This window comes from Pseudomonas sp. GW821-FHT02C04, from assembly GCF_059421845.1.
Genome location: NZ_JBWKVT010000001.1, coordinates 1445092 through 1468267, shown reverse-complemented (window position 1 = coordinate 1468267; position 23176 = coordinate 1445092). Strand labels below are relative to the sequence as shown.

11 protein-coding genes are annotated in these 23176 nt (G+C 57.9%); 5 read left to right on the top strand and 6 right to left on the bottom strand.

What is annotated here, in order from left to right:
• Window positions 1–21: 21 nt before the first annotated feature.
• Complete coding sequence (locus AC07VV_RS06600; RefSeq protein WP_495035726.1) at window positions 22–2553, top strand: NERD domain-containing protein; 2532 nt, start codon at window positions 22–24, stop codon at window positions 2551–2553.
• A 77-nt stretch (window positions 2554–2630) separates the two neighbouring features.
• Window positions 2631–3473 carry a hypothetical protein gene (locus AC07VV_RS06595; protein WP_495035725.1) on the top strand — a complete coding sequence of 281 codons (843 nt, stop codon included), beginning with the start codon at window positions 2631–2633 and terminating at the stop codon, window positions 3471–3473.
• A gap of 137 nt (window positions 3474–3610) precedes the next feature.
• Here the strand turns inward: AC07VV_RS06595 and AC07VV_RS06590 are convergent, their stop codons facing one another.
• The 6 genes from AC07VV_RS06590 to AC07VV_RS06565 all read right to left on the bottom strand — a co-directional run bounded on the left by AC07VV_RS06590 (window position 3611) and on the right by AC07VV_RS06565 (window position 10023).
• On the bottom strand, window positions 3611–5026 hold the full coding sequence (locus tag AC07VV_RS06590) for a purine-cytosine permease family protein (protein WP_495035724.1): 1416 nt from the start codon (window positions 5024–5026) through the stop codon (window positions 3611–3613).
• A gap of 288 nt (window positions 5027–5314) precedes the next feature.
• Complete coding sequence (gene argE, locus AC07VV_RS06585) at window positions 5315–6463, bottom strand: acetylornithine deacetylase (protein ID WP_495035723.1); 1149 nt, start codon at window positions 6461–6463, stop codon at window positions 5315–5317.
• The gene (locus AC07VV_RS06580; protein ID WP_039766940.1) at window positions 6460–7137 is read right to left on the bottom strand and encodes a DUF1028 domain-containing protein; all 678 of its coding nucleotides are present in this window, start codon (window positions 7135–7137) and stop codon (window positions 6460–6462) included. The genes argE and AC07VV_RS06580 overlap by 4 nt, the downstream gene beginning before the upstream one ends.
• Window positions 7138–7164: 27 nt before the next feature.
• Window positions 7165–7581: a RidA family protein gene (locus tag AC07VV_RS06575; RefSeq protein ID WP_007950460.1), complete on the bottom strand. Its 417-nt coding sequence runs from the start codon at window positions 7579–7581 to the stop codon at window positions 7165–7167.
• 58 nt (window positions 7582–7639) lie between these two features.
• Window positions 7640–8947 carry a flavin-containing monooxygenase gene (locus AC07VV_RS06570; RefSeq protein WP_495035722.1) on the bottom strand — a complete coding sequence of 436 codons (1308 nt, stop codon included), beginning with the start codon at window positions 8945–8947 and terminating at the stop codon, window positions 7640–7642.
• A 257-nt stretch (window positions 8948–9204) separates the two neighbouring features.
• Window positions 9205–10023: an alpha/beta fold hydrolase gene (locus AC07VV_RS06565; protein WP_495035721.1), complete on the bottom strand. Its 819-nt coding sequence runs from the start codon at window positions 10021–10023 to the stop codon at window positions 9205–9207.
• Between the two features lie 180 nt (window positions 10024–10203).
• Between AC07VV_RS06565 and AC07VV_RS06560 the strand changes: the two genes are divergently transcribed.
• The 3 genes from AC07VV_RS06560 to AC07VV_RS06550 all read left to right on the top strand — a co-directional run bounded on the left by AC07VV_RS06560 (window position 10204) and on the right by AC07VV_RS06550 (window position 23176).
• Window positions 10204–10653, top strand: a complete 450-nt coding sequence (locus AC07VV_RS06560) for a winged helix-turn-helix transcriptional regulator (protein WP_495035720.1) — start codon at window positions 10204–10206, stop codon at window positions 10651–10653.
• 147 nt (window positions 10654–10800) lie between these two features.
• A complete protein-coding gene (locus tag AC07VV_RS06555; RefSeq protein WP_495035719.1) occupies window positions 10801–12507 on the top strand; it encodes a ShlB/FhaC/HecB family hemolysin secretion/activation protein in 1707 nt (568 codons plus the stop codon).
• 25 nt (window positions 12508–12532) lie between these two features.
• Complete coding sequence (locus AC07VV_RS06550) at window positions 12533–23176, top strand: hemagglutinin repeat-containing protein (RefSeq protein WP_495035718.1); 10644 nt, start codon at window positions 12533–12535, stop codon at window positions 23174–23176.

The following is a 23176-nucleotide window of genomic DNA, read 5'->3' as shown; positions in this document are numbered from 1 at the left end:
GGACTGCAAGGTATTAACTCTATGGCAAGAATGATTCCGTTGCATGGACCGCGCGATACAGACAGTTACGGTGAGCAGACAGTCTATTCATTATTAAAAAAACATCTAAGTGATGAGTTTACAGTCATACATAGCCTTCCATGGTTGTGTGCTGCTGTAAGGCAGTTGGATCGACGCGTTGCCCCCACAGGTGAGATCGATTTCATTATTCTTCATCCGGAGCTAGGGGTATTGGCTCTGGAAGTGAAAAGTGGACGCTATCGTGTTGAACACTCGGCCTTTGTGCATGTCCGGGATGGATACGTTGTAGATCCGGTTTATCAATTGAGGAAAGGTGTGCATGGACTGATAAGGTGGCTTGGGGTTGAGTCTACAAGTCAGCAGGTGGGCTATGGGTATGTTTTTCCGGATAGCGATTTTGGCGAATCAATCATAAGTAGTGCGATGGTTGATTGTTCAGTGAGTCCCCCGCAGAAGATTTTTATCGACAGGGCGCAGATGCCGAAATTGTGCTTGCGTATCGTCGAAATAATGCAGTATTGGAAAAGCACCATGAATTACCCGAGCATGGGTCTCAAAAAACTCAATCGATTGATTGAAGTCATTTGTCCTTGCTATGACGGTTCGCCGGGGTGGGGTGGTAGAGTTGTATATGACAATGAACTATGGTTGAGGTTGACTGACGAACAAAACAAGATAGTCAATATGGTGTGTAACCGGCAGCAAGCACTTATTACTGGCTGGCCTGGGACTGGGAAAACTCTGATCGGTATAGAAGTGGCAAGGAAAATGTCGTCGGAGGGGCGGCGAGTTCTTTTTGTTACTTATAATAGCGGTTTGAAAGCGTATATAAAAAATCAACTGGAAGGTAGCAAGAACTGCACGGTTACTACCTGGCATTCACTCTGTAACTTTGCAAGGTCCCAGCTGGGAGGTGCACGAAATGACTCTCAAGAGTGGCTGAGGTCTTTGTGTCATGCGGATCTGCTTGCTGCGGTACAGAAAAGTTTGATGGGTGAGTACGATTTGCTGGTCCTGGATGAGGCTCAGGCACTCGATTCTGAATGGTGCGAAACTCTTTTTTCGTGGTTTTCCGGTAAGCCGATCGCCTGTTTTTGTGACGAAACTCAGGTGTTTTCATTCGAGAGTCAAACAACAAGCCTAAATAAACTAATTGAACTGCTTGATGGAATATCACCGTTTTTTTTGTCCGTCGTGTCGAGAATGCCGAAAGCAGTAACGGAGCACTTGATTGAAGCAATTCCTCCCAATATTCAAGTGTCATCGCCAAGGGAGTTTGAAGATGACTCTATTGAAGAGATAGCAACAACTGATCCATTGGCTGAAGTGGCATATCAACTTTCCCGTTTTCACCATCAAGGGGTAAAGGAGGAGCATGTTATTGTTCTGGTGGATAATCTGATAGGCAAGACGCATATGGAGTATCTATATGCCAATCAGGTAAATTTCAAAGGTGTTGCACGCTTTCGTGGGCTGGAATCTCCAATTGTCATTATTCTTGGAGCCGAATCCCTGGATAATGCTGAGTTGTTCAGTGCCTATTCTCGTGCGACGACCATGTGCATCGCAATATTTGATGTGAAAAGTCCGCGATGGCGTCGGAGTGGTGTTTTTCAAAAGCTCTTTGAAAGGCACCCAGCTAACCGGGAGAAGCTGGCGATTGAACAGGATAAGTTGTTGGTATCGAATATCGTTGCTGAGAATGCAGCGGCCGTAAGTGTCTCGTTGAAAACTTTGAATCTTGCATGGTCGAAGAATTGGGGCGCGTGGGTTGTTGAATTCGAGACGCCGACTGATCTGGCCATCAGTTGGGTTGACTATTTGGCTTTCTTTATGGCTGCTCCGGTATTTTTCTGGTTCAAGAATACGCTCGAAAGAATATATCGAGTGCGTGCGTATTCCGATCGGATAGGGGTTTGTATTTCGGAAAATCCAATGCGGCTAAAGAGTTGTCAGGCTTGCTGTTGTATGACCCCGCATCTGGTTGGTGTTGATGAGCTCTGCGTAATATGTAGTGCGCGTTTTGAAGATGATAGGAATGGGAAGTTACTATATCCAGGGGTTGTCGAAGATTTGAAGGTTTATGATAACTTGGTTTTGCCTGTTGGCGGAGTGGTCGTTGATGTTCGTAAACTTAGATCACAATTACCTATATCCGTCGCCGCGGTTGGAGCTCGCTTGTTCGCTAAGCGCAAGAAAAAACGAGAAAAAATTCTGGAAATGCCACTTCCTGAAGGAGCGATGCTTTATCGTGCCGCCTTGGCGTTTGCTCAATCGCGAATTGCTGTCTGCGAGAAGAATGAGCTATTGATTATTAAAGATATTGCAAAAGATATCTATCAGAAATATCAGTGTCTCAGTGATGTCGGGATAAAACAATGGCAGGCCGCTCTCGCATCCGCCTTCGCAACCTGTTTGACAAAAATGTATGTCAGGAAAGTCGATAAGGGCGTTTACGCGCCTGTGGAAGATGATTATGTTCCGCAACGAAGTCTCAATGCCCGGGAACAAACCACCCGATACGTTTTCTGAAAAGTTGGCTTGATTGAAGTGCTGCGTTGAAAATAGGCTATGCTGGATTCGATAAGTCTATGAGCAAGGAGTGCCAGATGAGGGTCAAGAAACTTTTTATTATCATAAGCGAGTCAGGTGCGCATAATGATGGCGATCTCATTCTTAGCGCCAGAGGACTTTTTTATAAATATTGCGGCCGTGAAGGAACCGATGAAGTAACGATTTGGAAGCTTAAGACAGAAGACAGGAGCTGGACGCTTTTGGAGGAGTGGCACTCGAATAGTGCTTACTCTGGGGATTTTGAGATCATGAGCGCAGAGGCCGCTGAGGCTTTAAAAGAGCATCTTGCACCTGCGAAGACTCCCGAGAACAGTGATGCCGGTGCAATCATAGTTGCTCATGGCGCGGAATCTTCAATATCAAAGAGGCCACCTGAATATTTAGCGGATCGGGTGGTTGAGAAATCAAAAGCAGAAGGATGGCCAGCATTCAGAAAAATTGTTCTTGATGTTTGCAAGTCAGCCACGGTTTCCAGTAAAAAATCAATGCAAGACGAACCCGTCGTCGCGCAGCGTTTTCTGAAAAGATACGCTGAAGGGGTAGGGGCGTACGATATGGCGATAATGATTGCGGGTTACGATGCTGGGGTGTCGGTAGCGTATGAAGGAAAAGATACACTTCCTGATGATGGCTATGAAGAGAATGATGAAGGTCATCGCGGATTCGATAAATCGAAATATGGAAAAAAGTACTTAATGCCTCATTCAAGTAGAAGTGGTGAGGCGGCGTGGATGAGTGATGTCAAGGGTCACGAACGATCTTATTCAAATGATATCTCTGGCAGTGTAAAGCGGATCTATAATTACACTGCGCGTAGAGATGAAAAAGGGAATATCGCAACAGAGATCAATCTTTCCGGTTGGTCGGATAGGCAGTAAGAGTAATGGTCATGTCGCGGCGTATGTAAAAACTTAGTGTTTGTTTTTCTCGTAGGTGGGGGGGGCTGAGTTTTGACCGGATCGCGGAAGTTCGATCCGGTCCGAGATCATTTGAACAATGCCCTCCCTATATTTACTTACAGACTGCCCGCCAGCTTACCGGTCATCAGCCGCCGACGATAAGCGCTGTCACGACTGGCCAGCCAGAAATACAGCGGCGACGTCACCAGCAACCCCACCAGCCAGGAAAGGTCCGCGCCGTTGATGTGCGCCGACACCGGGCCGACGTACAGCGGCGTGTTCATGAACGGAATCTGCACCGCGATCCCGATCGCATACGCCAGCAAGGCCTGCGGGTTGTAGCGGCCGTAGATGCCGCCATCGACCTGGAAGATCGAGGCGATGTCGTATTTGCCTTTGTGGATGGCGTAGAAATCGATCAGGTTGATCGCCGTCCACGGCACCAGCACGACCAGCAGCACCAGCACCATGTCGACGAAGTGGCCGATGAAGTCCGACGACGCACCCACGGCAGCAAAGCAGCAGGCGAGCAGCACGATCAGCGAAATCACCGCGCGGCTCCTGGCGGTCGGGATCCAGCGGTGGGCGAAGGTCTGTACCAGGGTGATCAGCGACAGCACCGCGCCGTACAGGTTGAGGGCGTTATGGCTGATCACGCTGAGCAGGAACAGCACCAGCATCAGCGGGCCAATTGAACCCGTGGCGAGTTTCACCGCTTCCATGGTGTCCATGCCCACCGGGGTTGCCAGCACGGCGACGGCACCGAAAATGAACGACAGGCTGGAGCCCAGTGCGGAGCCGAGGTAAGTGGTCCAGAACGTTGCGGCCACCGGCACATTGGCTGGCAGGTAACGCGAGTAGTCCGACACATACGGCGCAAACGCAATCTGCCACAACGCTGCCAGCGACACGGTGGCGAGCCAGCCCGACAGGTTGAAACCGCCACGGGTAAGGAAGTCAGCCGTTTGCACGTGAGTCAGGATGTAGCCGAAGCCGACCACGATGCCGATCCCCAACACCCAGGTACCGATGCGGTTGAGCACATGGATGAAGCGGTAGCCGATGATCCCGATGATTCCCGAGCCCAGCGCGCCGATCACGATGCCGACCGGTACCGGAACGCTGTCGACCACGCCATGCAGGGACTTGCCGGCCAGCACGATGTTGGAGGCGAAGAAACCGATGTACATGACGCCGGCAATCAACACCACCAGCAGCGCGCCGAGGGAGCCGAATTGCGCGCGGCTCTGGATCATCTGCGGAATGCCCATCTGCGGGCCTTGCGCCGAGTGCAGCGCCATCAGCACACCGCCGACCAGATGGCCGACCAGAATGGCGACGATGCCCCACACCAGATTCAGGTGAAACAACTGCACGCCGAGGGCGCCGGTGACGATGGGCAACGGTGCGATGTTGCCGCCGAACCAGAGGGTGAACAGATCCCGAACCTTTCCGTGGCGATCTTCGGGCGGCACGTAGCCGATCGTGTGTTTTTCTATGAGCGGTGCGGACGTTGTTGCAGAGGTGGCCATGACGAACTCCAAGGCAAGGACGAGTACGTGGACGTACTTCAGTGAGCGCCGGCACGGACGGCGCATTTCTTGTTGGGGTTGATCATGGGCAATGCCCGGGGAGAGATAAATTAGTTGTTTTGTTGCTTCAGGCGTTAAAAAAACGAGGTTCTCCGTTCAGGTGAAAGCGCTCTGTCTCGGGTGTTTCAGCGCCATGAACGACAACGCAGCTGACCTCCATCGGAGCAGCTGTCTGTCGGTGATATTGCGGCTTGGCTGCGGACATGAATCCTGCAGCCAGCCGTTTTTTCAAAGGCGAATCGAAGCCAGCATCCGTTGCAGCATCTCATCGCAGGCCTTGAGCTGATCGCGGCTGACGAACTCGTCCGGCTTGTGACCCTGATCCATGCTGCCGGGCCCGCACACCACCGTAGGAATTCCCACCGCGTCGAACAGTCCGCCTTCAGTGCCGAACGCCACGGTGCCAAAATCGTCCGAGCCACAGAACGTGGCGATCAATTCCGCAGCCTGACTTCGGGCATCCGTCGCCAGTCCCGGATACGCCGACAGTTCGCTGAACCGAATATCGCTCTGCTCGCTGACGGCCCGCATGCGCGGCAGCATTTGCTGTTCGGCGTAGGCCTTGAGTTGCTGCGCGACGACCGCTGGATCCTGCGAGGGCAGGGCGCGGATTTCGAAGTCGAAACGGCAATCGGCGGGGACGATATTCAATGCTTTGCCACCGCTGATTACGCCGGTTTGCACCGTGGAATATGGCGGGTCAAAGCGCGGGTCGAGGTGTTCATCCTTGAGCTGCCGACCGATGCGCCCCAGCTCGCCGATCAACTCGGCGGCGCATTCGATGGCATTGACCCCGAGTGGCGCGTAAGCCGAATGACAGGCGTGACCCTGGACATCGCAGCGCATCGCCAATTTGCCCTTGTGCCCGAGCACCGGTTTCAGTTCGGTCGGTTCACCGATGATGCACAGCAGCGGTTTGACCGGACGCTGCTCCAGCACCTTGAGCAACGAACGCACACCGAGGCAACCGACCTCTTCGTCGTAGGACAGCGCAATGTGCACCGGCATGCGCAAGGGTGCTTTGACCAACGACGGCACCAGCGCCAGCACGCAGGCGATGTAGCCCTTCATGTCCGCCGTGCCACGGCCGTACAACTTGCCGTCGCGCTCGCTGAGTTCGAACGGTGGCAGCGTCCATGGCTGACCATCGACGGGCACCACATCGGTGTGCCCCGACAACACGATGCCCGGCTGATCGGCCGAGCCAATCGTGGCGAACAGGTTGGCCTTGCTGCGCTCATCGTTGTAGATCAGCTCGCACGGCACATCGAAACCTTCGAGGTAGCTGCGCACGAAGTCGATCAATTGCAGGTTGGACTCGCGGCTGGTGGTGTCGAACCCCACCAGCGTCTTGAGCAACGCGACGCTGTCGCTCATCGGTCGTCTCCGGCAACCCCGTAGCCCGGCGCCTTGGCCGGATCGAGGGCGCGGTCGATGTAGTCCTGAAGCTGCGGGCGATAGGCGTCCCAGAGTTTTTGCAATTGACCGATCGGGTCTTCATCGGCCCAGTCCACCCGCAGGTTGACGATGGGCCAGGTAAGCTCGCCGACCACGACCACGGCTGCCGAATGCACCGGGCCCGCTTCACCGCCCAAGGCCTGGGCAGCGTGCAGGGCCTTGATCAGACGGTCGGCCAATTGGCCTTCGCCTTCTTCGAACGCGCTGACCATGGCTTCGATGACGGAGCGCCCGGCGAGCATATTGCCCGCCGCCACGCATTGCTCGCCCGACACGGCGTTGTGCACGCCCAGGGTTTGCGCGCCGCTGAAATGCGCGGTCTGCCCGAGGTGGTTGATCGCGGTGATCTGCCGGTACTGACTGTAGCCGTTGCGGGTGAGCACCTTGTCCAGCGCTGCCTCGGGCGCCAGGCCTTGCTCCATCAAGGCGAGCACTTCCGGGCCGAGGGACGGCAGGGTGATGTTCTGGCTCGACACCGCGCCGACACCCGGCAACAGCCATGGACAACGGGCGCCGACGGCAATGCTGGAGGAACTGATGGCGATGCCGAACTGACCGGTTTCAGGGCAGCGGGCGGCGATGGAAAATGTCATGTGTGGCCTCCTTTCGCTAAGGTCGAATTACTCGGGAATCACCGCAACCACATCAATCTCCATCAGCCACTGCGGCTGGCCCAGCGCCGACACCACCAGCCCGGTGGAGATCGGGAAAACACCCTTTAGCCATTTGCCGACTTCCTGATACACCGGCTCGCGGTAGCGCGGGTCGATCAGGTAAGTGGTGGTCTTGACGATGTGGCTCAGGTCGCTGCCGGCCTCTTCGAGCAGTTGCTTGACGTTGCGCATCGCCTGTTCGGTCTGCGCGCGCGGGTCGCCGAGGCCGACCAGTTCACCATCGAAATTGGTGCCGACCTGACCACGGACATACACGGTATTGCCGGCGCGCACGGCCTGGCACAAGTCATTGTCCAGGGTCTGGTTCGGGTAAGTGTCCTTGGTGTTGAACATGCGAATGCGGGTGTGGGTTGGCTGACTCATGTGAGGCTCCTGACGAAATCGAACCCGGCGCAACCGGCGCCGGTATTGATGAGGGGAATCAAGCGTCGACGGTGTCGGCGGCTTTGTTGTGCTGCACGGCTTCGCGTTGTTCGGCATCGCGATAGGCCAGGTATTTGCGCTGGGTAGCGATGTGATCGGCCACGTGCTTGGCGTCGTGCCACACGCCCCAGATGAACGATGAACCGCGTCGCGACTGCCACGGCAACCCGAGGAAATACACACCCGATTCGCTGGACACACCGCGCTGATGTTGCGGCTTGCCGTGGTCGTCAAACGCCGCGACTTTCAGCCAGGAGTAGTCCACGGCAAACCCGGTGGCCCAGATGATCGAGGTGATGCCGGCGGCGGCCAGGTCAAGATTGGCCAGCGGGTTCTTCACGCATTCAGGATCCGGATAGGTTTCCCGGGCCTCCGGTTCCAGCGGCAGATCGAGGCCGTTGCGTTCGATGTAGGCGTCGGCGGCATCCAGCAGCGCAAGGTAGTTCTCGTCGCCACGCTTGAGGTTGTCGCGCAGGTCCTTTTTGAAGGTCACCACGCCGTCGCTGAACGATTCAGTGACGCCGACCAGAGTCATTCCGCGATGGGCCAGGCCACGGAAGTCGATGGTGCGGCCTCCGTGGGCGCCGCTGACGGCGATGGTCACGTGCTCACGGCCGGGTTTCATTGCGGCCTGATCCCACTCGCCGAGCACGCCGAGCCACCAGCAAAAATCGCGGTTGCGATAAGCGCGAGGAGGGCGGTCATGGGCGCCGACCGAGAGGAACACCTGCTTGCCCGAACGCTGCAATTCATCGGCGATCTGCACGCCCGACGAACCGGCACCGACCACCAGCACCGCACCGGCCGGCAGTTGTTGCGGGTTGCGATAATCGGCCGAATGAATCTGCAACAGGCGCTCATCCTTCGGCGCAATGGCCGGGATCACTGGACGTTGAAACGGGCCGGTGGCGGCGACGACGCGGGCCGCTTCGATCACACCCTCGGAAGTCTCGACGGTGAAGCCCGGGCGACCGACATTGCGCACCACGCTTTTCACGTCCACGCCGGTGCGGATCGGCGCGTTGAATTTCTTCGCATAGGCCTCGAAGTAGTCGGCGACGCGCTCCTTGTGGGCGAAACCATCCGGATCGACATCATCGAATTCCATCCCCGGAAACCGGTCGTGCCACGCCGGACCGTTGGCTACCAGCGAGTCCCAGCGCCCGGTGCGCCAGCGCTCGGCAACTCGGCTGCGCTCCAGCACCAGGTGCGGCACACCGAGTTTGCTCAGGTGTTCACTCATGGCCACACCCGCTTGACCGGCGCCGACAACAAGCGTGTCTGTTTTTATTATTTCAGTGGTCATCTCTGATCCCTTCTCACGAGGCCGTTGGATTCAGGCCGCTGTCGACCTGTTCTCTGTGCTTGGGATCAGACTAGGGAGGGGGTGGTTATCGGTAAAATATTATTAAGCTGGGATGTGAAGATAAAAACGTGATGCAGAGGCTTGAAAGGCCTGTAAACACGGGGCTTCACCATGGCACCGGAATCCGGGGCAACGAAAAAAATGGCCGCCGACAGGGTAGTCGACGGCCCTTTGCAAGGCTTCAGTTGACTGCGGACTCAGCGGTCGAGAAACGCCAGCAGGTCTTCATTCAATTGCTGCGCATGGGTGACCGCAAAGCCGTGTGGCGCGCCTGCGTAGACTTTCAGCTCAGCACCCTTGATCTGCGCAGCGGCCCGTTTGCCGGTGGTTTCAAATGGCACGATCTGATCACCGTCGCCGTGAATCACCAGCGTCGGCACATCGATTTTCGCCATGTCCGGGCGGAAGTCGGTTTCCGAGAACGCCGTGACGCAATCCACGGTGCCTTTCAGCGAGGCGAGCAGGGCGACGTTCAGGGTTTGCGTCAGCACGCCCTCAGAGACTTTCTGACCCTGATTGGTGCCATAGAACGGGGCGTTGAAGTCAGCGATGAACTGCGCACGGTCCTTCAGCAGGCCGGCCTTGATCCCGTCGAACACCGACTTGTCGACACCTTCGGCGAAGTCCGGTTTCTTGCCGAACAGCGGCGTCACCGCGCCCAGCAACACCAGCCCGGCAACGCGCTCGCTGCCATGGCGCGCAATGTAGCGGCTGACATCGCCGCCGCCCATGGAGAAGCCGACCAGGGTCACGTCACGCAGATCGAGGTGTTCGATCAACTGCGCGATGTCATCGGCGAAGGTGTCGTAGTCGTAGCCGGTCCACGGCTGCTCGGAGCGCCCGAAGCCACGACGGTCGAAGGCGATGGTGCGGTAGCCGCGGCTGCTCAGATATTCCATCTGGTATTCCCACATGTCGGCATCCAGCGGCCAGCCGTGGCTGAACAGCACGGGCTTGCCGCTGCCCCAGTCCTTGAAATAGATCTCGGTGCCGTCTTGAGTCGTGAACGTGCTCATGGAAACTCCTTGGGTGTGGGCCTGCGTGGATGCCGTGATGGCAACGGTCACTATCGCGGCAAAGTGCATCGGCCACTTGTACGCAGGTGCTAAGTTCGAGGCGCACGGCGTTATCGGTTTTGCAGCGCGGGTTGTAAGATGCAACCGCATTGAACCTGCCGATTTGCTGGAGACACCGAAATGAAGCGCAAAAGTCTTGCCGGCAATGCCTGCCCGGTCGCCCGGACACTGGACCTGATCGGCGACTGGTGGTCGTTGCTGATCATCCGCGATGCGCTGGAAGGCATTTGTCGTTTCGGCGATTTCGAGAAGAGCCTGGAGATCGCCAAGAACATGCTGAGTGTCCGGCTCAAAGGGCTGGTGGAGCGCGACATCCTGCGCCTGGTGCCGGCGTCCGATGGCAGCGCCTACAAGGAGTACGTGCTGACGGAAAAGGGCCGGGCCCTGCAAACCGTGATCGTCGCGCTGTCGCAGTGGGGCGGGGAGTTCATGTTCGAACCGGGAGAGTCGGGGTCGGTGATGGTCGATGCGCAGAAGGGGCAGCCGATCCGCAAGCTTGAGTTGCTGTCAGCCGATGGTCGAGTGCTGGCGCCGGAGGATGTGGCGACGAAACTGGCTGTTGAACATTGAGATGAATTGAGTCGAGTCCGTCGCAGACTTCATCGATACCGTTCGTCGGCAACACTATTTCGGTGAATCCATAAATTGACGTCAGAATAGTGGCTCATTAACATCGCGCCACTATTTTGATATCAATTCCGTCTCGAGGGATCGAACATGTACTCACCCGCCCTTGGGGCGAGGTTGTGCCTGGCTTTGCTGTGCCTGTCTCCGCTTAACGCTGTACTCGCTGCACCCACCCCTGGTGAAACCGACCTGATCCGCGAACGCCAGGATCGCCTGCTCGACGAGCAGCGCCGTCGCCTCGAAGAACTCAAGGACCTGCCGGGCAAGGATGCCAAGCCAGTTCAACCGGCGGCGCCGACCGACACTCGCTGCTTCCCGATCAAAGACATCGAACTCAAAGGCGCCGACAGCCTGTCGGAGAGCGACAAGACGCACCTGCTCAAGCCGTACATAGGCCAGTGCCTGGGCGTGCCACAGCTCAATGAGCTGCTCAAAGCCATCACCGAGCATTACATCGAGAAGGGGCTGGTCACCAGTCGCGCCTACTTGCCGCAGCAGGATTTGTCCGCCGGCCACCTGAAAGTGCTGGTGGTCGAGGGCAAGCTCGAAAGCCTGAAAGGTGCCGAGAACAGCAAGCTGTCGGAACGTGAACTGGCCATGGCTTTTCCCGGCAAGGCCGGCGAGCTGGTCAACCTGCGCGAGATCGAGCAGATGGTCGATCAGCTCAATCGCCTGCCGTCCAATCAGGCCAAGATGGAGCTTTCACCGGGCAAGAATGTCGGTGGTAGTGACGTGCTGGTCAACAACACCCCGCAAAAGCCTTGGCGTGCCGGGCTGTCGCGCAGCAACAGCGGCCAGCGCAGTACCGGTGAGCAACAGTGGGGGACTACATTCGACTGGGACAGCCCGCTGGGCCTGGCCGATCAGTTGAGCCTGCGCGGCGGTCACGATGCGATGAGCGATCATCAGCACACCTCCAACAACGCGATGCTCAACTACAACCTGCCGTGGGGCTGGTGGAACTTCAGCTACAGCTACAGCCAGAGCGAGTACCGCTCGCAAATCGCCGCCAACGGTTACAACTTCAAGCAGACCGGCGACAGTGAAAACCATCAGTTTCGCGCCGAGCGGGTGATCCACCGTGACTCGGTCAGCAAGACCTCTCTCAGCACCGGCCTGTCGTACCTGCGCACCAACAACTTCATCGAAGACAGCAAGCTGCGCCTGAGCAGCAACCGCATCAGCGAAGCGCAGTTCGGCATCAACCACGGCCGGCGGATCGGCAGCGCGTTCGTCAACATCGACGCCGGGATGCAGCAAGGCATCGGTGCGTTCGATGCCCAGGGCAGCCACGATCCGGGCCCCGGCGAACCGGACGCGCGCTACCGCAAATACACCGCGACCCTGAGCTACCTGCAGCCGTTCAAGCTGTGGGACGAATCGCTCAGTTTCAGCAGCCTGATGACCGGCCAGCGCAGCGAAGACGTGCTGTTCAGTTCGCAGCGCACCAGCCTCGGCGGGTTGTCGTCGATCCGTGGCTACAAGGATCAGTCGCTGTCTGGCGACAGCGGTGGCTACTGGCGTAACGATCTGCGTTGGGCGCGCCCGGTGACTGCCGAATGGCTGCGCCCGGTATTCGCCGAATACGGCACCAGCCTCGGCTACGACCAGGGCGTGATCCGTGGCGACCGCTACAACGGCGACCAGCACGGGCGCATGTCGAGCAACTCGCTGGAGTTGTTCGCTCGTGGCGAGCACGTCGCGGCCAGCGTGACCTTCGCCCATTCCCTGGAACGACCGGCCGCGCTGACCGAGCGCGAAGCGCCGATCTATTTCCGCCTGGACTTCTTCATTTAATTTCCGCCTGCCCCGAGATACTGATATGGACATTCGCCACCTGACCTTTCTGGCCGGCCAACCTGCTGCGGCCGTAAAAAGCCGCGAACACTTCTGGGGCATGCCCAAACGCGGACTGGCATTCCTGCTGGCCAACGTCATGTTCTGGCAACCGATGTGGGCGCAGGCGGACGGGATTGTGGTGGCCAATCCCGGCACGAGTCTGGGGCAGGCCGGCAACGGCGTGCCGATCGTCAACATCGCCACGCCTGACGGCTCGGGGCTTTCACACAACCAGTTTCACGACTACAACGTAGGGGCACAGGGCGTCATCCTCAACAACGTGGCAGCTCAGACCGGGCAGACGCAACTGGGCGGGATCATCGTCGGCAACCCTCACCTGACCAATCGTGTGGCGGCGCAAACCATCCTTAACGAAGTGGTGGGCGGCAACCCGAGCCAGTTGCGCGGTTATACCGAAGTGGCGGGGCAGTCGGCGCGAGTCATCGTTGCCAACCCTTATGGCATCAGTTGCAACGGTTGCGGTTTCATCAATACCCCACGAGTGACCCTGACTACCGGTAAACCGGTGCTTGATGGTGCGGGTCGTCTGGATCGCTTTCAGGTTGATCAGGGCAGCGTCGCCATCGAAGGTACGGGGCTCAACGCCAGCAACGTCGACCGTTTCGAAATCATCACCCGCAGCGCAAAAATCAATGCCGAAATCCGGGCGCAGAACCTGACCATTGTTGCCGGTCGCAACGACGTCAACGCGCAAACTCTCAATGCCACGGCCCGTGCCGATGACGGCAGCACCAAACCGCAATTGGCCATCGACTCTTCGGCGCTTGGCGGGATGTATGCGGGGGCGATCAAGCTGGTGGGCACGGAAGCCGGCGTGGGGGTGAAGCTGGCAGGCAACGTGGCGGCCAGCGGCGGTGATATCCAGATCGACAGCAACGGTCAACTGACCCTGGCGCAGGCCTCGGCCGCGAACAACATCAACATCACGGCGACCAGCCTCGACGCCCAGGGACCGGTTTATGCCGGCACGAACGTCAACGCTCAGACCCAGGGCAACCTGACCAACCGGCAGACTCTCGCAGCACGGGACAATATCAATCTCAATGCCGGCGGGCAGTTGACCAACAACGGCATCATCGAAGCCGGAGTCAACGCGGACAACACTCGCAATGCAGCAGGCAATGTCGCCATCAGCGCGCGCAGCATCGATAACGCCGGCAAAAGCGTGATTGCGAGCCGCGATCTGACGGTCGCGGCGGCACAGACCCTGAACAATCAGGGCGGTACCTTGAGCGCGCAAAACACGCGCGTGACCGCAGGCATTCTTGATAACCAGAACCAAGGTCGCGTACTGAGCTCGGGGGAGCTGAGTCTCAACGCCAGCCAGGTACTCAACACCAACGGTCTGATCAAGAGTTCCGGGCGTCTGGATGCCAACATCGGTCACCTGAATAACCGCAGCGGCGAACTGTCGAGCCTGCAAAGTGCGACATTGCGCATGGCAACGCTGGACAACGTTGCAGGGCTGGTAAATGCCGGAAAAGCCTTGAGCATTACCGCCACCGGCCAGATCAACAACCAGAGTGGCCAGTTGACCTCCCTCGACAACCTGACACTCAAGGCTGGCCACATCGTCAACAGCGACAAGGGGCGGATCGCCAGCAACGGTGCGTTGTCGGTCAATGCAGCAAGCCTCGATCAACACGAAGGTGGACAACTCACCAGCGATACGTCGCTGACGCTTGATCTCAACAACGGCGCCTTGAACAACCAGAAAGGTCTGATCAATGCACCGCTGCTGGTTCTGAAAAACCTGCAACAGGTCGACAACCGTAGCGGTGAAATCTCCAGCGCCCAGGCGTTTACGTTTGCTGCAGACAGCCTGGACAACAGCAATGGCAAACTGCTGAGCAATCAAACCCTGACCCTGCGCGTGCAGCAGGCATTGACCAATATCAAGGGACTTATCGCTGCAGCCAGCATCGACGCCCGCGCGGGTAGCCTCAACAACAATGGCGGTACCTTCACCAGTCGTGCCGGCCTGGATCTGCGCGTTGACGGTCAGCTCGACAATCAGGACAAGGGACTGATCAACGCCACACAAGCTCTCGCCATCAGCGCTGCCAACATCAACAACCAGAATGGCGGCTCGCTGCTCGGGAGTGCCATCGCCATCGATTTCAGCGGTGCGATGGGCGACCTCAACAACAGCAAGGGTCTGATTACGACCAAAGGCCGGTTGAGCATCAATCATCTGCGGGACCTGAACAACCAGGGCGGCGAACTCTCCAGCGACCTGAGCTATACGCTTGCCGCACGCAATCTGGACAATAGTGATGGCAAGCTTTTCAGTCGTCAGCGACTGGATCTGAGCGCTGACAACACGCGCAATCTGAATGGTCTGATTTCCGGCTGGCAAAACCTGAGCCTGCTCGGTGGCAATCTCGACAATCGCAATCACGGTACGTTGTCCAGTCGTGATGGCGATCTGGTGGTCGATCTCACTGGTGATATCCGCAACAGCAACACCGGGGCACTGGCCAGCAAAGGCATCTTGAAGATCACCGCGGCCAACATCGATAACTCGGACAAAGGCGCGCTCTCGAGCGAGGGCGCGCAGGCTCTGACCGTCACCGGCACATTGAACAACGGGCAGGGTGGCCAGATCGACAGCGGCGCGGCTCTGGATATCAGCGCCAAACGTCTCGACAACACCCATGCGACCATCAACGCCAAGCAGGACATCCGTTTCACCGGCACAGACCTGGATAACACTGAAGGGGTTCTGGCCAGTGAAGCGGCTGTCAATCTCGACTTGCTGGGCGCTCTGACAAATATCAAAGGTCAATTGGCCGGCGCTGGTCCATTAGTGATCACACGTGCCGCGCAAATCAATAACCAGGGCGGCAAACTGGTCAGCCAGAAACTGCTCAGCCTGTTGACCGGCGACCTCGACAATCGCAATGGCGGCACCGTAGCTGCCAACGACAACCTGGTGCTCACCGCGCGCGGTGCTGTGCAAAACAGTGGTGGTCTGATTTACAGCGATGCCGCTGATCTGCAATTGACCGCTGCCAGCCTCGACAACGCCAAGGGCACCCTGCAAAGCGAAGGCTTACTCACCGTCAAGGTCGATGGCGCCATCGATAACCAGAGTGGTCGCTTCGTAGCCAAATCCGGCGATCTCGACGTCTCCGCTGCCAGCCTCGACAGCCGGGGCGGTGTGCTGTCCAGCCTCAAAAGCGCCTTCACTGCGCAGGTCGGCGGCTTGTTGCGCAACGGACAAGGTGGGGTGATCCAGGCTCAGCAACTGACGCTCAAGGCCTTGGCCGGTCTCGACAACGACGCTGGACGGATCGCTGCACAGAGCGGTGACGCGACTATCGATCTGGGCAACAACGGTAATTTCAATAACCGCAACGGCGTACTGGTTGCCAGGCAACGCGCCAGCGTCACCGGTAGGGATTTTGACAACAGCGGCAGTACCGGCGGCCAGGTGGCTGGACAACAAATCGATTTCAGCTTGAGCGGTGCCCTGAACAACCGCAAAGGCATCATCGAAAGCGCCAGCACGCTGAGCGTGGGTGCTGCCAGTATCGATAACCAGACGGGCCAGCTGCGTGCACTCGGCAGCACCGGGAAAACCGCGTTCACCCTCGGCGGTCTGTTCGATAACCGCAACGGTACCGTAGAAAGCGCCAACAATGACCTCAGCCTCGGCGCGGGTGGATTGTTGAACGGTGGCGGTAACGTGTTGCACGTCGGTACCGGGGTTTTCGACATCGCCACCGGACAGCTCGGCAGTGCTGGCGGCAGCTTCGTCACCCGCGGCGGACTGACGCTGACAGCCGATGGCTGGACCAACAGCAGTCTGATCCAGGCCGATCGTCTGACGGTCAACATCAACAGCCTCAACCAGACGGCGAGCGGGCAGTTGCTGGCGGTCAGCAAACTGATCGGGAGCGGTGGCAGCTGGAATAACGACGGGTTAATTGCCAGTGATGGTTCGCTGGACCTGACCTTGTGGGGCAATTATTCCGGGAATGGTCGCACCAGCAGTCTGGGTGACTTGGCGCTCAAGGCCAATCAGCTGGATCTCAACGCCGGGACCAGCATTGCCGGTGGCGGCAACACCACCATCAATATCAATGGCGTGTTGAACAACCAGGGGCGTCTGACATCCAGCGGTGATCTGACCCTGGGCGCCGCCAACATCAATAACTACGGCACCATCGGTTCCGGCAAAGAGCTCACCCTGACCACCAGTGCCCTCCTGAACAGCGGGGGCCTGATCACCAGTGGCGGCGACATGCGTCTGCTGTTGGCCAGTTTCACCAACGCCTACGGCAATGTGTACGGCCTGAGCAACGTACACATCGGCCGGGATCGCGACAGTGGCAAGGCTGACTTGCTGGACAATCGTTCCGGCGAGATCTACAGCGCGCGAGACCTGACCATCAATGCCCTGACCGTGAATAACGTCAGGGACATTCTCGAATACACAGCGCATGAAAAAAACTCGGTGGTCATCACCCAGCTCGATTGCAATCTGATCCCGATTGCCGGGTGTGATTTTCGCAGTGGCGGTCGACGCAACGGGCATTGGGAGATTGCCGAGACCGATCGCCTGAAAGTCAGCAACAGCAGCGCGGCCGCGAGCCTGACCAGCGGTGGCAACATGTCGCTCAACGTCCAGGCTCTGAACAACAGCAGCAGTACCATTGCCGCCACCGGCAACATTTCGGTCAATGCCGGCACTATCACCAACAAGGGCGTGCAAGAGCAGGAGATCATCACCAAGCGTACCTACTGGAACTACGTTGACCAGATCTACGCCACCGAGCCCGCAGCCAAAGCATTCAACGAAAAGAACGGAGACACGCCGTCGCCTACTGTTGAGGCGGATCTGAGTCGTTTCATAAGCATGCTCGGCGGTGGCAAGCTCACCGAAAGCATCGTTACCGTCCCCGGATCCGGCAGTTCCTATGACGCTGTGATCCAGGCCGGTGGCAACATCACATTGAATGCGGCCCAGACCATCGACAACAGTGTGGTGCGTCCTTATTACAGCTACGTCGCGGCAGGCAAAACCAACACCGATACGGGCGCTGGCAGTGGCTACTCCACGGTGGTCAAGATCAACCCGCAACTGCCGCCGGATCTCGCCCAGCAGCAGGTCAGCCCGATCGACCTGCCAGGTTTCAGCTTGCCGACAGGCCAGAACGGCCTGTTCCGCCTGAGCACGGAAGGCAGCAGCAATCCGACCGCCACTGGCCCGCAGAGCTGGACGTTGAGCGGCGGCAAGGTCACCGCCGATCCATCGCCGACCCCGGTGACCATCAACCGGGTGCAAGGCCTGCCGAGCAACGCCGGCAAGTCTCAGCCGCACAAATACCTGATCGAAACCAACCCAGTGCTCACTGACCTCAAGCAGTTCATGAGCTCGGATTATCTGCTGAAGGGACTGGGCTACAGCGCAGACCAGAGTGCCAAGCGTCTGGGCGACGGCCTCTTTGAACAGAAACTGATTCAGCAAGCCGTGGTGGCCCGGACGGGGCAGCGTTTCATCGATGGGCAGAATTCCGATGAGGCGGTCTACAAGTACCTGATGGACAACGCCATCGCCAGCAAGAACACCTTGAACCTTAGCGTGGGCGTTACCCTCAGTGCACAGCAGGTCGCTGCGCTGACCCACGACATCGTCTGGCTCGAAGAGCGTGTAGTAAACGGCGAAAAAGTCCTGGTGCCGGTGCTGTACCTGGCCAACGCCAACAACCGCCTCGCGGCCAATGGTGCGTTGATCCAAGGCAACGATGTCACGTTGATCGCCGGTGAGAACCTGGAGAACTCCGGTACGTTGCGCGCGAGCCAGAACCTCGATGCAACCGCCAAAAAAGACCTGGTGAGCAGTGGTCTGGTCGAGGCCGGGAATGTCCTGAAGTTGACGGCCACCAATAATCTGACCAACAAGGCCGGGGGCATTATTGCCGGGCGCGACGTCACTCTGACCGCCGAACATGGCGATGTGATCAACGAGCGCACGGTTACCACCCACAAGAGCACTGACGGTCGCCTGAGCGAAGAAACCGACTTCGTCGACAACGCCTCGCGCATCGAAGCGGCGAACGCACTGGTGATCAGCGCAGGTCGTGACATCAACAACAGCGGCAGCGTATTGAAGAGTGGTGGGGATACCACGCTGACGGCCAGCCGCGATGTACACATCGACTCGACCGAACAGACCACTGACCGCAGCAATACCAACTATCAGTATTCGACGGTCAAGCAGCATGGCTCGGACGTCAACGTCGGCGGCACACTCAAGGTTACGGCCCAGCGTGACGTCAGCGTGGTGGCGAGTAATGTCGAGGCCAAAGGCAACGTTGACATCAATGCCAAAGGTGACCTGACGATCAGCTCAGCGGCTGACGAGTCCCATGCCACCGGCTGGAACAAGAAGTTCCGTGCGGAGGAGGATCACATCGCCCAGCAATCGAGCGTGATCAAGGCTGGTGGAAGCCTGACGCTCAATGCCGACAAGGATCTCAACCTGATCGCCAGCCATGTCAAGTCGGGTGGCGAGGCCTTTGTCTATGCCGGCGACGACCTGAACCTGCTGACCGCTGACAACCTTGATCACTCGTTTTACACCAAGACAACGAAGGGCAGCTTCGGCAAGAAAAAATCCGTGATGACCGAAAGCGAAAGTATCGCGTCGGTCAGTTCGAGTATCGAGTCGGGAAGCAAGCTGGTGATGTCTGCAGGTCAAGACATCAATGCACAAGGGGCAAAAGTCAAAGCCGATGGATCGTTGCTGGCCACTGCCGGCCATGACATCAATCTCGACGCAGCCGAGGACTATGCCAGCCAAGCCAGTGCCTCTTCGAAGAAGAACTGGAAATCCAGCAAATCCAATAGTGCCGAGGCCACTCAAACCCGCTTGAACAGCACCGAGTGGGTTGCCAAGAGCATGGAGCTCAAAGCCGACAACGACATTACGTTGAAGGCGGCCTCGTTGCGTGCAACGGATGAGATCAAGCTGACCGCCGCCAATGACGTGTTCATCGGCGCCGCCCAGGAAACACAAACCTCCAGCCAGTCGCAGAGCTCCAGCAAGACGGGGGCGACGATTACCGGGCTGCTGTCCAACACGCAGAAGTCGCAACAGGGTCAACAGACTTCCACCGAGAGCATCGGCAGCGATATCAGCGCCGGCAGCCTGCAGATCAAGAGCGGTCGGGACACGGTCGTTGAAGGCAGTACGCTGGTGGCCGACAAGAACATCGGTATCAACGCCGGACGCAACCTGGAAGTCATCAGCGCTGAAAACACCACGACCGCCAGTTCCTCTTCAGGCAGCAAGAAGGTGGGCGAGATCGGTTCCTGGTGGCAGGGCGCGACGGGGATCGTCAAGACCAAGGAATCGGATCAGAGCACCACGACTCGCCAGTCGGGCAGTCAGATCGCATCGCTTGGCGGCAACATCCTGCTGACGGCCGGGGATCATTACACCCAGACGGCCAGTCAACTGGTCGCGCCGGTGGGTGACATCGGGATCACGGCCAAGCACGTGGATATCGGCGAGGGCTATGACACGCTGAGTTCCACCAAAACCGCCAGCACCAATCGCACCGCCGTCGGTGGCACGGTGAGCATTCCGCTGGTGGATGCACTGCGTGGCATCCAGCAGATGGGCGAGGCCGCCGGGAAAACCACTGACGGGCGGATGCTTGCACTCGCTGCCGTGAATGCGGCCATGAGTGGCGACCAGGCGGTGGACGCGGCCAAGGCCCTGAAAGAAGACCCTCGGGTCGGAGTGAAGGTCAGCGTCAACCTCAGCAATAGCCAAAGCAAGATGAACAGCAGCCAGAGCGGCAGCAATGTCGTCGGCAGCGGTGTGATTGCGGGTGGCAACATCAACATCGTCGCCAAGGGCGCCGGTGCCGACAGCAACATCAATGTGGTCGGTAGCCGCATTGAAGGCGGTGGCGATGTTTCGCTGAACGCCGATGGCGCGATCAATCTTTTGTCCGCACAGAATACTGCTCATCAGGAAAGCACCAACAGCAACAGCGGCTGGAGCGCCGGTATCGGTTTCGGCTTCGGCGAGCAAAACGGTATTACCTTTGAACTGGCCGCCAACAAGGGCCGTGGCAGCAGTGATGGTGACGACGTCACGCACACCAACACCTCGGTCAAGTCCGGCGGCACGCTGAACCTGAAAAGTGGTGGCGACACCAACATCAAGGGCGCTACCGCCAGCGGGGAAACGGTCAAGGTCAACGTGGGCGGCGATCTCAATATCGAGAGCCTGCAAGACACCAGTACCTACACCTCCAAGCAGTCAAGCGCCAACGTCGGCCTGAGTGTCTGCGTGCCTCCGTTCTGCGTCGGCAACAGCAGCGTCAGCGGCGGCATCTCCCAGCAGCACATGCACAGTGAATACGCCAGCGTCTCCGAGCAGTCGGGCATCAAGGCGGGCAATGGTGGTTTCCAGGTCGAGGTCAAGGGCAACACTGACCTCGTCGGGGCGATCATTGCCAGTACCGACAAAGCGGTGGCTGACGGCAAAAACACATTAAGCACCGGCACGCTGACCACGTCGGACGTCAAGAACAAGGCTGAGTACGATGCCAGCAGCATTAACCTGAGTGGTGGATATGGCGGCGACATGGGGCGTGACGCCAATGGCAATGCCAGCGCGACGGCCAACAGAGGCGGGCCTGTCGTCGCCAGCAAGGATGGCGTCAGCGCAACGACTCCGATTGCTCTGTTTGCCAGCGGAAACTCCAGCAGCACCACTTACAGTGGTATCAGCGGCGCTGCCGTCACCATCACTAACAGCACAAAGCAACAGGAGCTGACCGGGCAAACGGCCGAACAGGCCATCGCTGCGATCAACACCGATGTTTCCAGCGAGCGTGACGGCAGCAACAAGCTAAAGCCGATTTTCGATGCCAAGGAAATTGGTGTTGATTTCGAGATTGTCGGTAAATTCGTGCAGAACGTTTCGCAGTTCATCGAGAGCCGCGCGCGTGAAATTGATGACAAGAAGAAACAGGCTGAAGTCGAGTATGCGCTTTCCAAAAGCGAAACCGATCCAGCCAAGAAGCTGGAACATCACGAGAAATACCTGGTGCTCCAGAAGCAGGTACAAGAAATCGGCGACAACTGGGGCGCTGGTGGTACCTACCGACAGATTGCAACAGCTCTGGTCGCCGGGATCAGCGGTGGCGTCACCGGTAGCAGCTCGCAATTCGCACAAAACATGGTGGTCAACTACGTCCAGCAGCAGGGTTCGTCGTACATCGGCGACCTGGTGAAAAAAGGTCTGAAAGAGGGCAGTCCGGAACACGCCGCCTTGCATGCGATTCTCGGTTGCGCAGGCGCTGCCGCCAGCAATCAAAGCTGTTCGGCGGGTGCCTTGGGTGGTTCGGCGTCCAGTGTGCTGGCCGGCCTGTTTGCAGACTCCGACCCGAATGAAACCGCAATAGAACGTGAAGCCAAACGCAACATCATCACCAGTCTGGTGACCGGTATTGCGGCCATGAGCAATCCAAATGGCGCGGCGACCGCGAATAATGCAGCGACAGCCAACATCGACAACAACTGGCTGGCAACGCAGCAGTACGTCCAGGCCAAAAAGGAAATCGATGCAGAGCCCAACTTGGCCCTTAAGCTGGCGATCATCGCGAAGTGGGGACTCATTTCAGCACGACAGGATCTGCTGACAGCTTCCGGAGTCATGAAAGGCTTCACGGACGGCATGGCAGGCGCTGGACTGGGCGCTCTGGACAGTGCAGTGAATCTGCTGCGTGATCCGGTGGAAAGCTTCCACGCCATGAACGAGTTCCTCGCTTCTGATGAGGCGGTGAACATCCTCGGCAAAAGCGTCGCTGATGCGTTCAAATCGCAACTTTCACAAATCCTTGAAGCAGCCACCGTGGGCGGCGACGAGAACGCGGAGAACGTTGGCCGGCAAATGGGTCAGGCCGTTGCACTCATCGTCCAGCTCATGGCCGGTGGTGGCACCAGCTCCGCGAATGCGTCGCTGCAACTGTCGCGTATGGGTATCGACGTCTCGGTCAAGACCATCAAAGAAGTGGGATCGACGGTCAAGATTGACCATCTCAAGACGCAGATCACGAAGTTTTCGGAGAAGCTGCCGGATACGGATGTGCCGGTGTTGGATCCGCAGAAGCCGGTGGTACCGGTGTTGGATCCGCAGAAGCCGGTGGTACCGCCAAAAACGGATGTAACGCCACCAAAAGACCCGGAACGGCCAAATTGGACAGATGCTCAGCCTGACTATATTGATATTCTGTCTGATCAGTCGAAGCAGCATATCTTGTATGGCGACGGACCCGGGAGTGGTGGGCACCTTTGGCCAGGCCAGCCGGGGAAAACCGTTTTTCCACAAAGTTGGTCAGCAGAAAAGGTAATCCACGAGGTGAGCGACATCGTGACGTCGCCCGACACAAAATGGTATGCCCAGACAGGTACTGGCGGTATGTATACAAAAAAAGGGGATGCTGCAAAATGGGTCGCTTACGAAGAGCGTGATGGTGTGCGCATGCGCGTTGTCTGGCAGCCAGCAAATGGTAACGTCGTTACTGCATTTCCGGACAATGCACCTATCCCTCCGTATAAACAGATCAAGAGATAA

Excerpts from the sequence above, each read along its gene's own strand:
- AC07VV_RS06600 (WP_495035726.1), top strand. The coding sequence starts at position 22 with ATGGCAAGAATGATTCCGTTGCATGGACCGCGCGATACAGACAGTTAC.
- AC07VV_RS06595 (WP_495035725.1), top strand. The coding sequence starts at position 2,631 with ATGAGGGTCAAGAAACTTTTTATTATCATAAGCGAGTCAGGTGCGCAT.
- AC07VV_RS06590 (WP_495035724.1), bottom strand. The coding sequence starts at position 5,026 with ATGGCCACCTCTGCAACAACGTCCGCACCGCTCATAGAAAAACACACG.
- argE (WP_495035723.1), bottom strand. The coding sequence starts at position 6,463 with ATGAGCGACAGCGTCGCGTTGCTCAAGACGCTGGTGGGGTTCGACACC.
- AC07VV_RS06580 (WP_039766940.1), bottom strand. The coding sequence starts at position 7,137 with ATGACATTTTCCATCGCCGCCCGCTGCCCTGAAACCGGTCAGTTCGGC.
- AC07VV_RS06575 (WP_007950460.1), bottom strand. The coding sequence starts at position 7,581 with ATGAGTCAGCCAACCCACACCCGCATTCGCATGTTCAACACCAAGGAC.
- AC07VV_RS06570 (WP_495035722.1), bottom strand. The coding sequence starts at position 8,947 with ATGACCACTGAAATAATAAAAACAGACACGCTTGTTGTCGGCGCCGGT.
- AC07VV_RS06565 (WP_495035721.1), bottom strand. The coding sequence starts at position 10,023 with ATGAGCACGTTCACGACTCAAGACGGCACCGAGATCTATTTCAAGGAC.
- AC07VV_RS06560 (WP_495035720.1), top strand. The coding sequence starts at position 10,204 with ATGAAGCGCAAAAGTCTTGCCGGCAATGCCTGCCCGGTCGCCCGGACA.
- AC07VV_RS06555 (WP_495035719.1), top strand. The coding sequence starts at position 10,801 with ATGTACTCACCCGCCCTTGGGGCGAGGTTGTGCCTGGCTTTGCTGTGC.
- AC07VV_RS06550 (WP_495035718.1), top strand. The coding sequence starts at position 12,533 with ATGGACATTCGCCACCTGACCTTTCTGGCCGGCCAACCTGCTGCGGCC.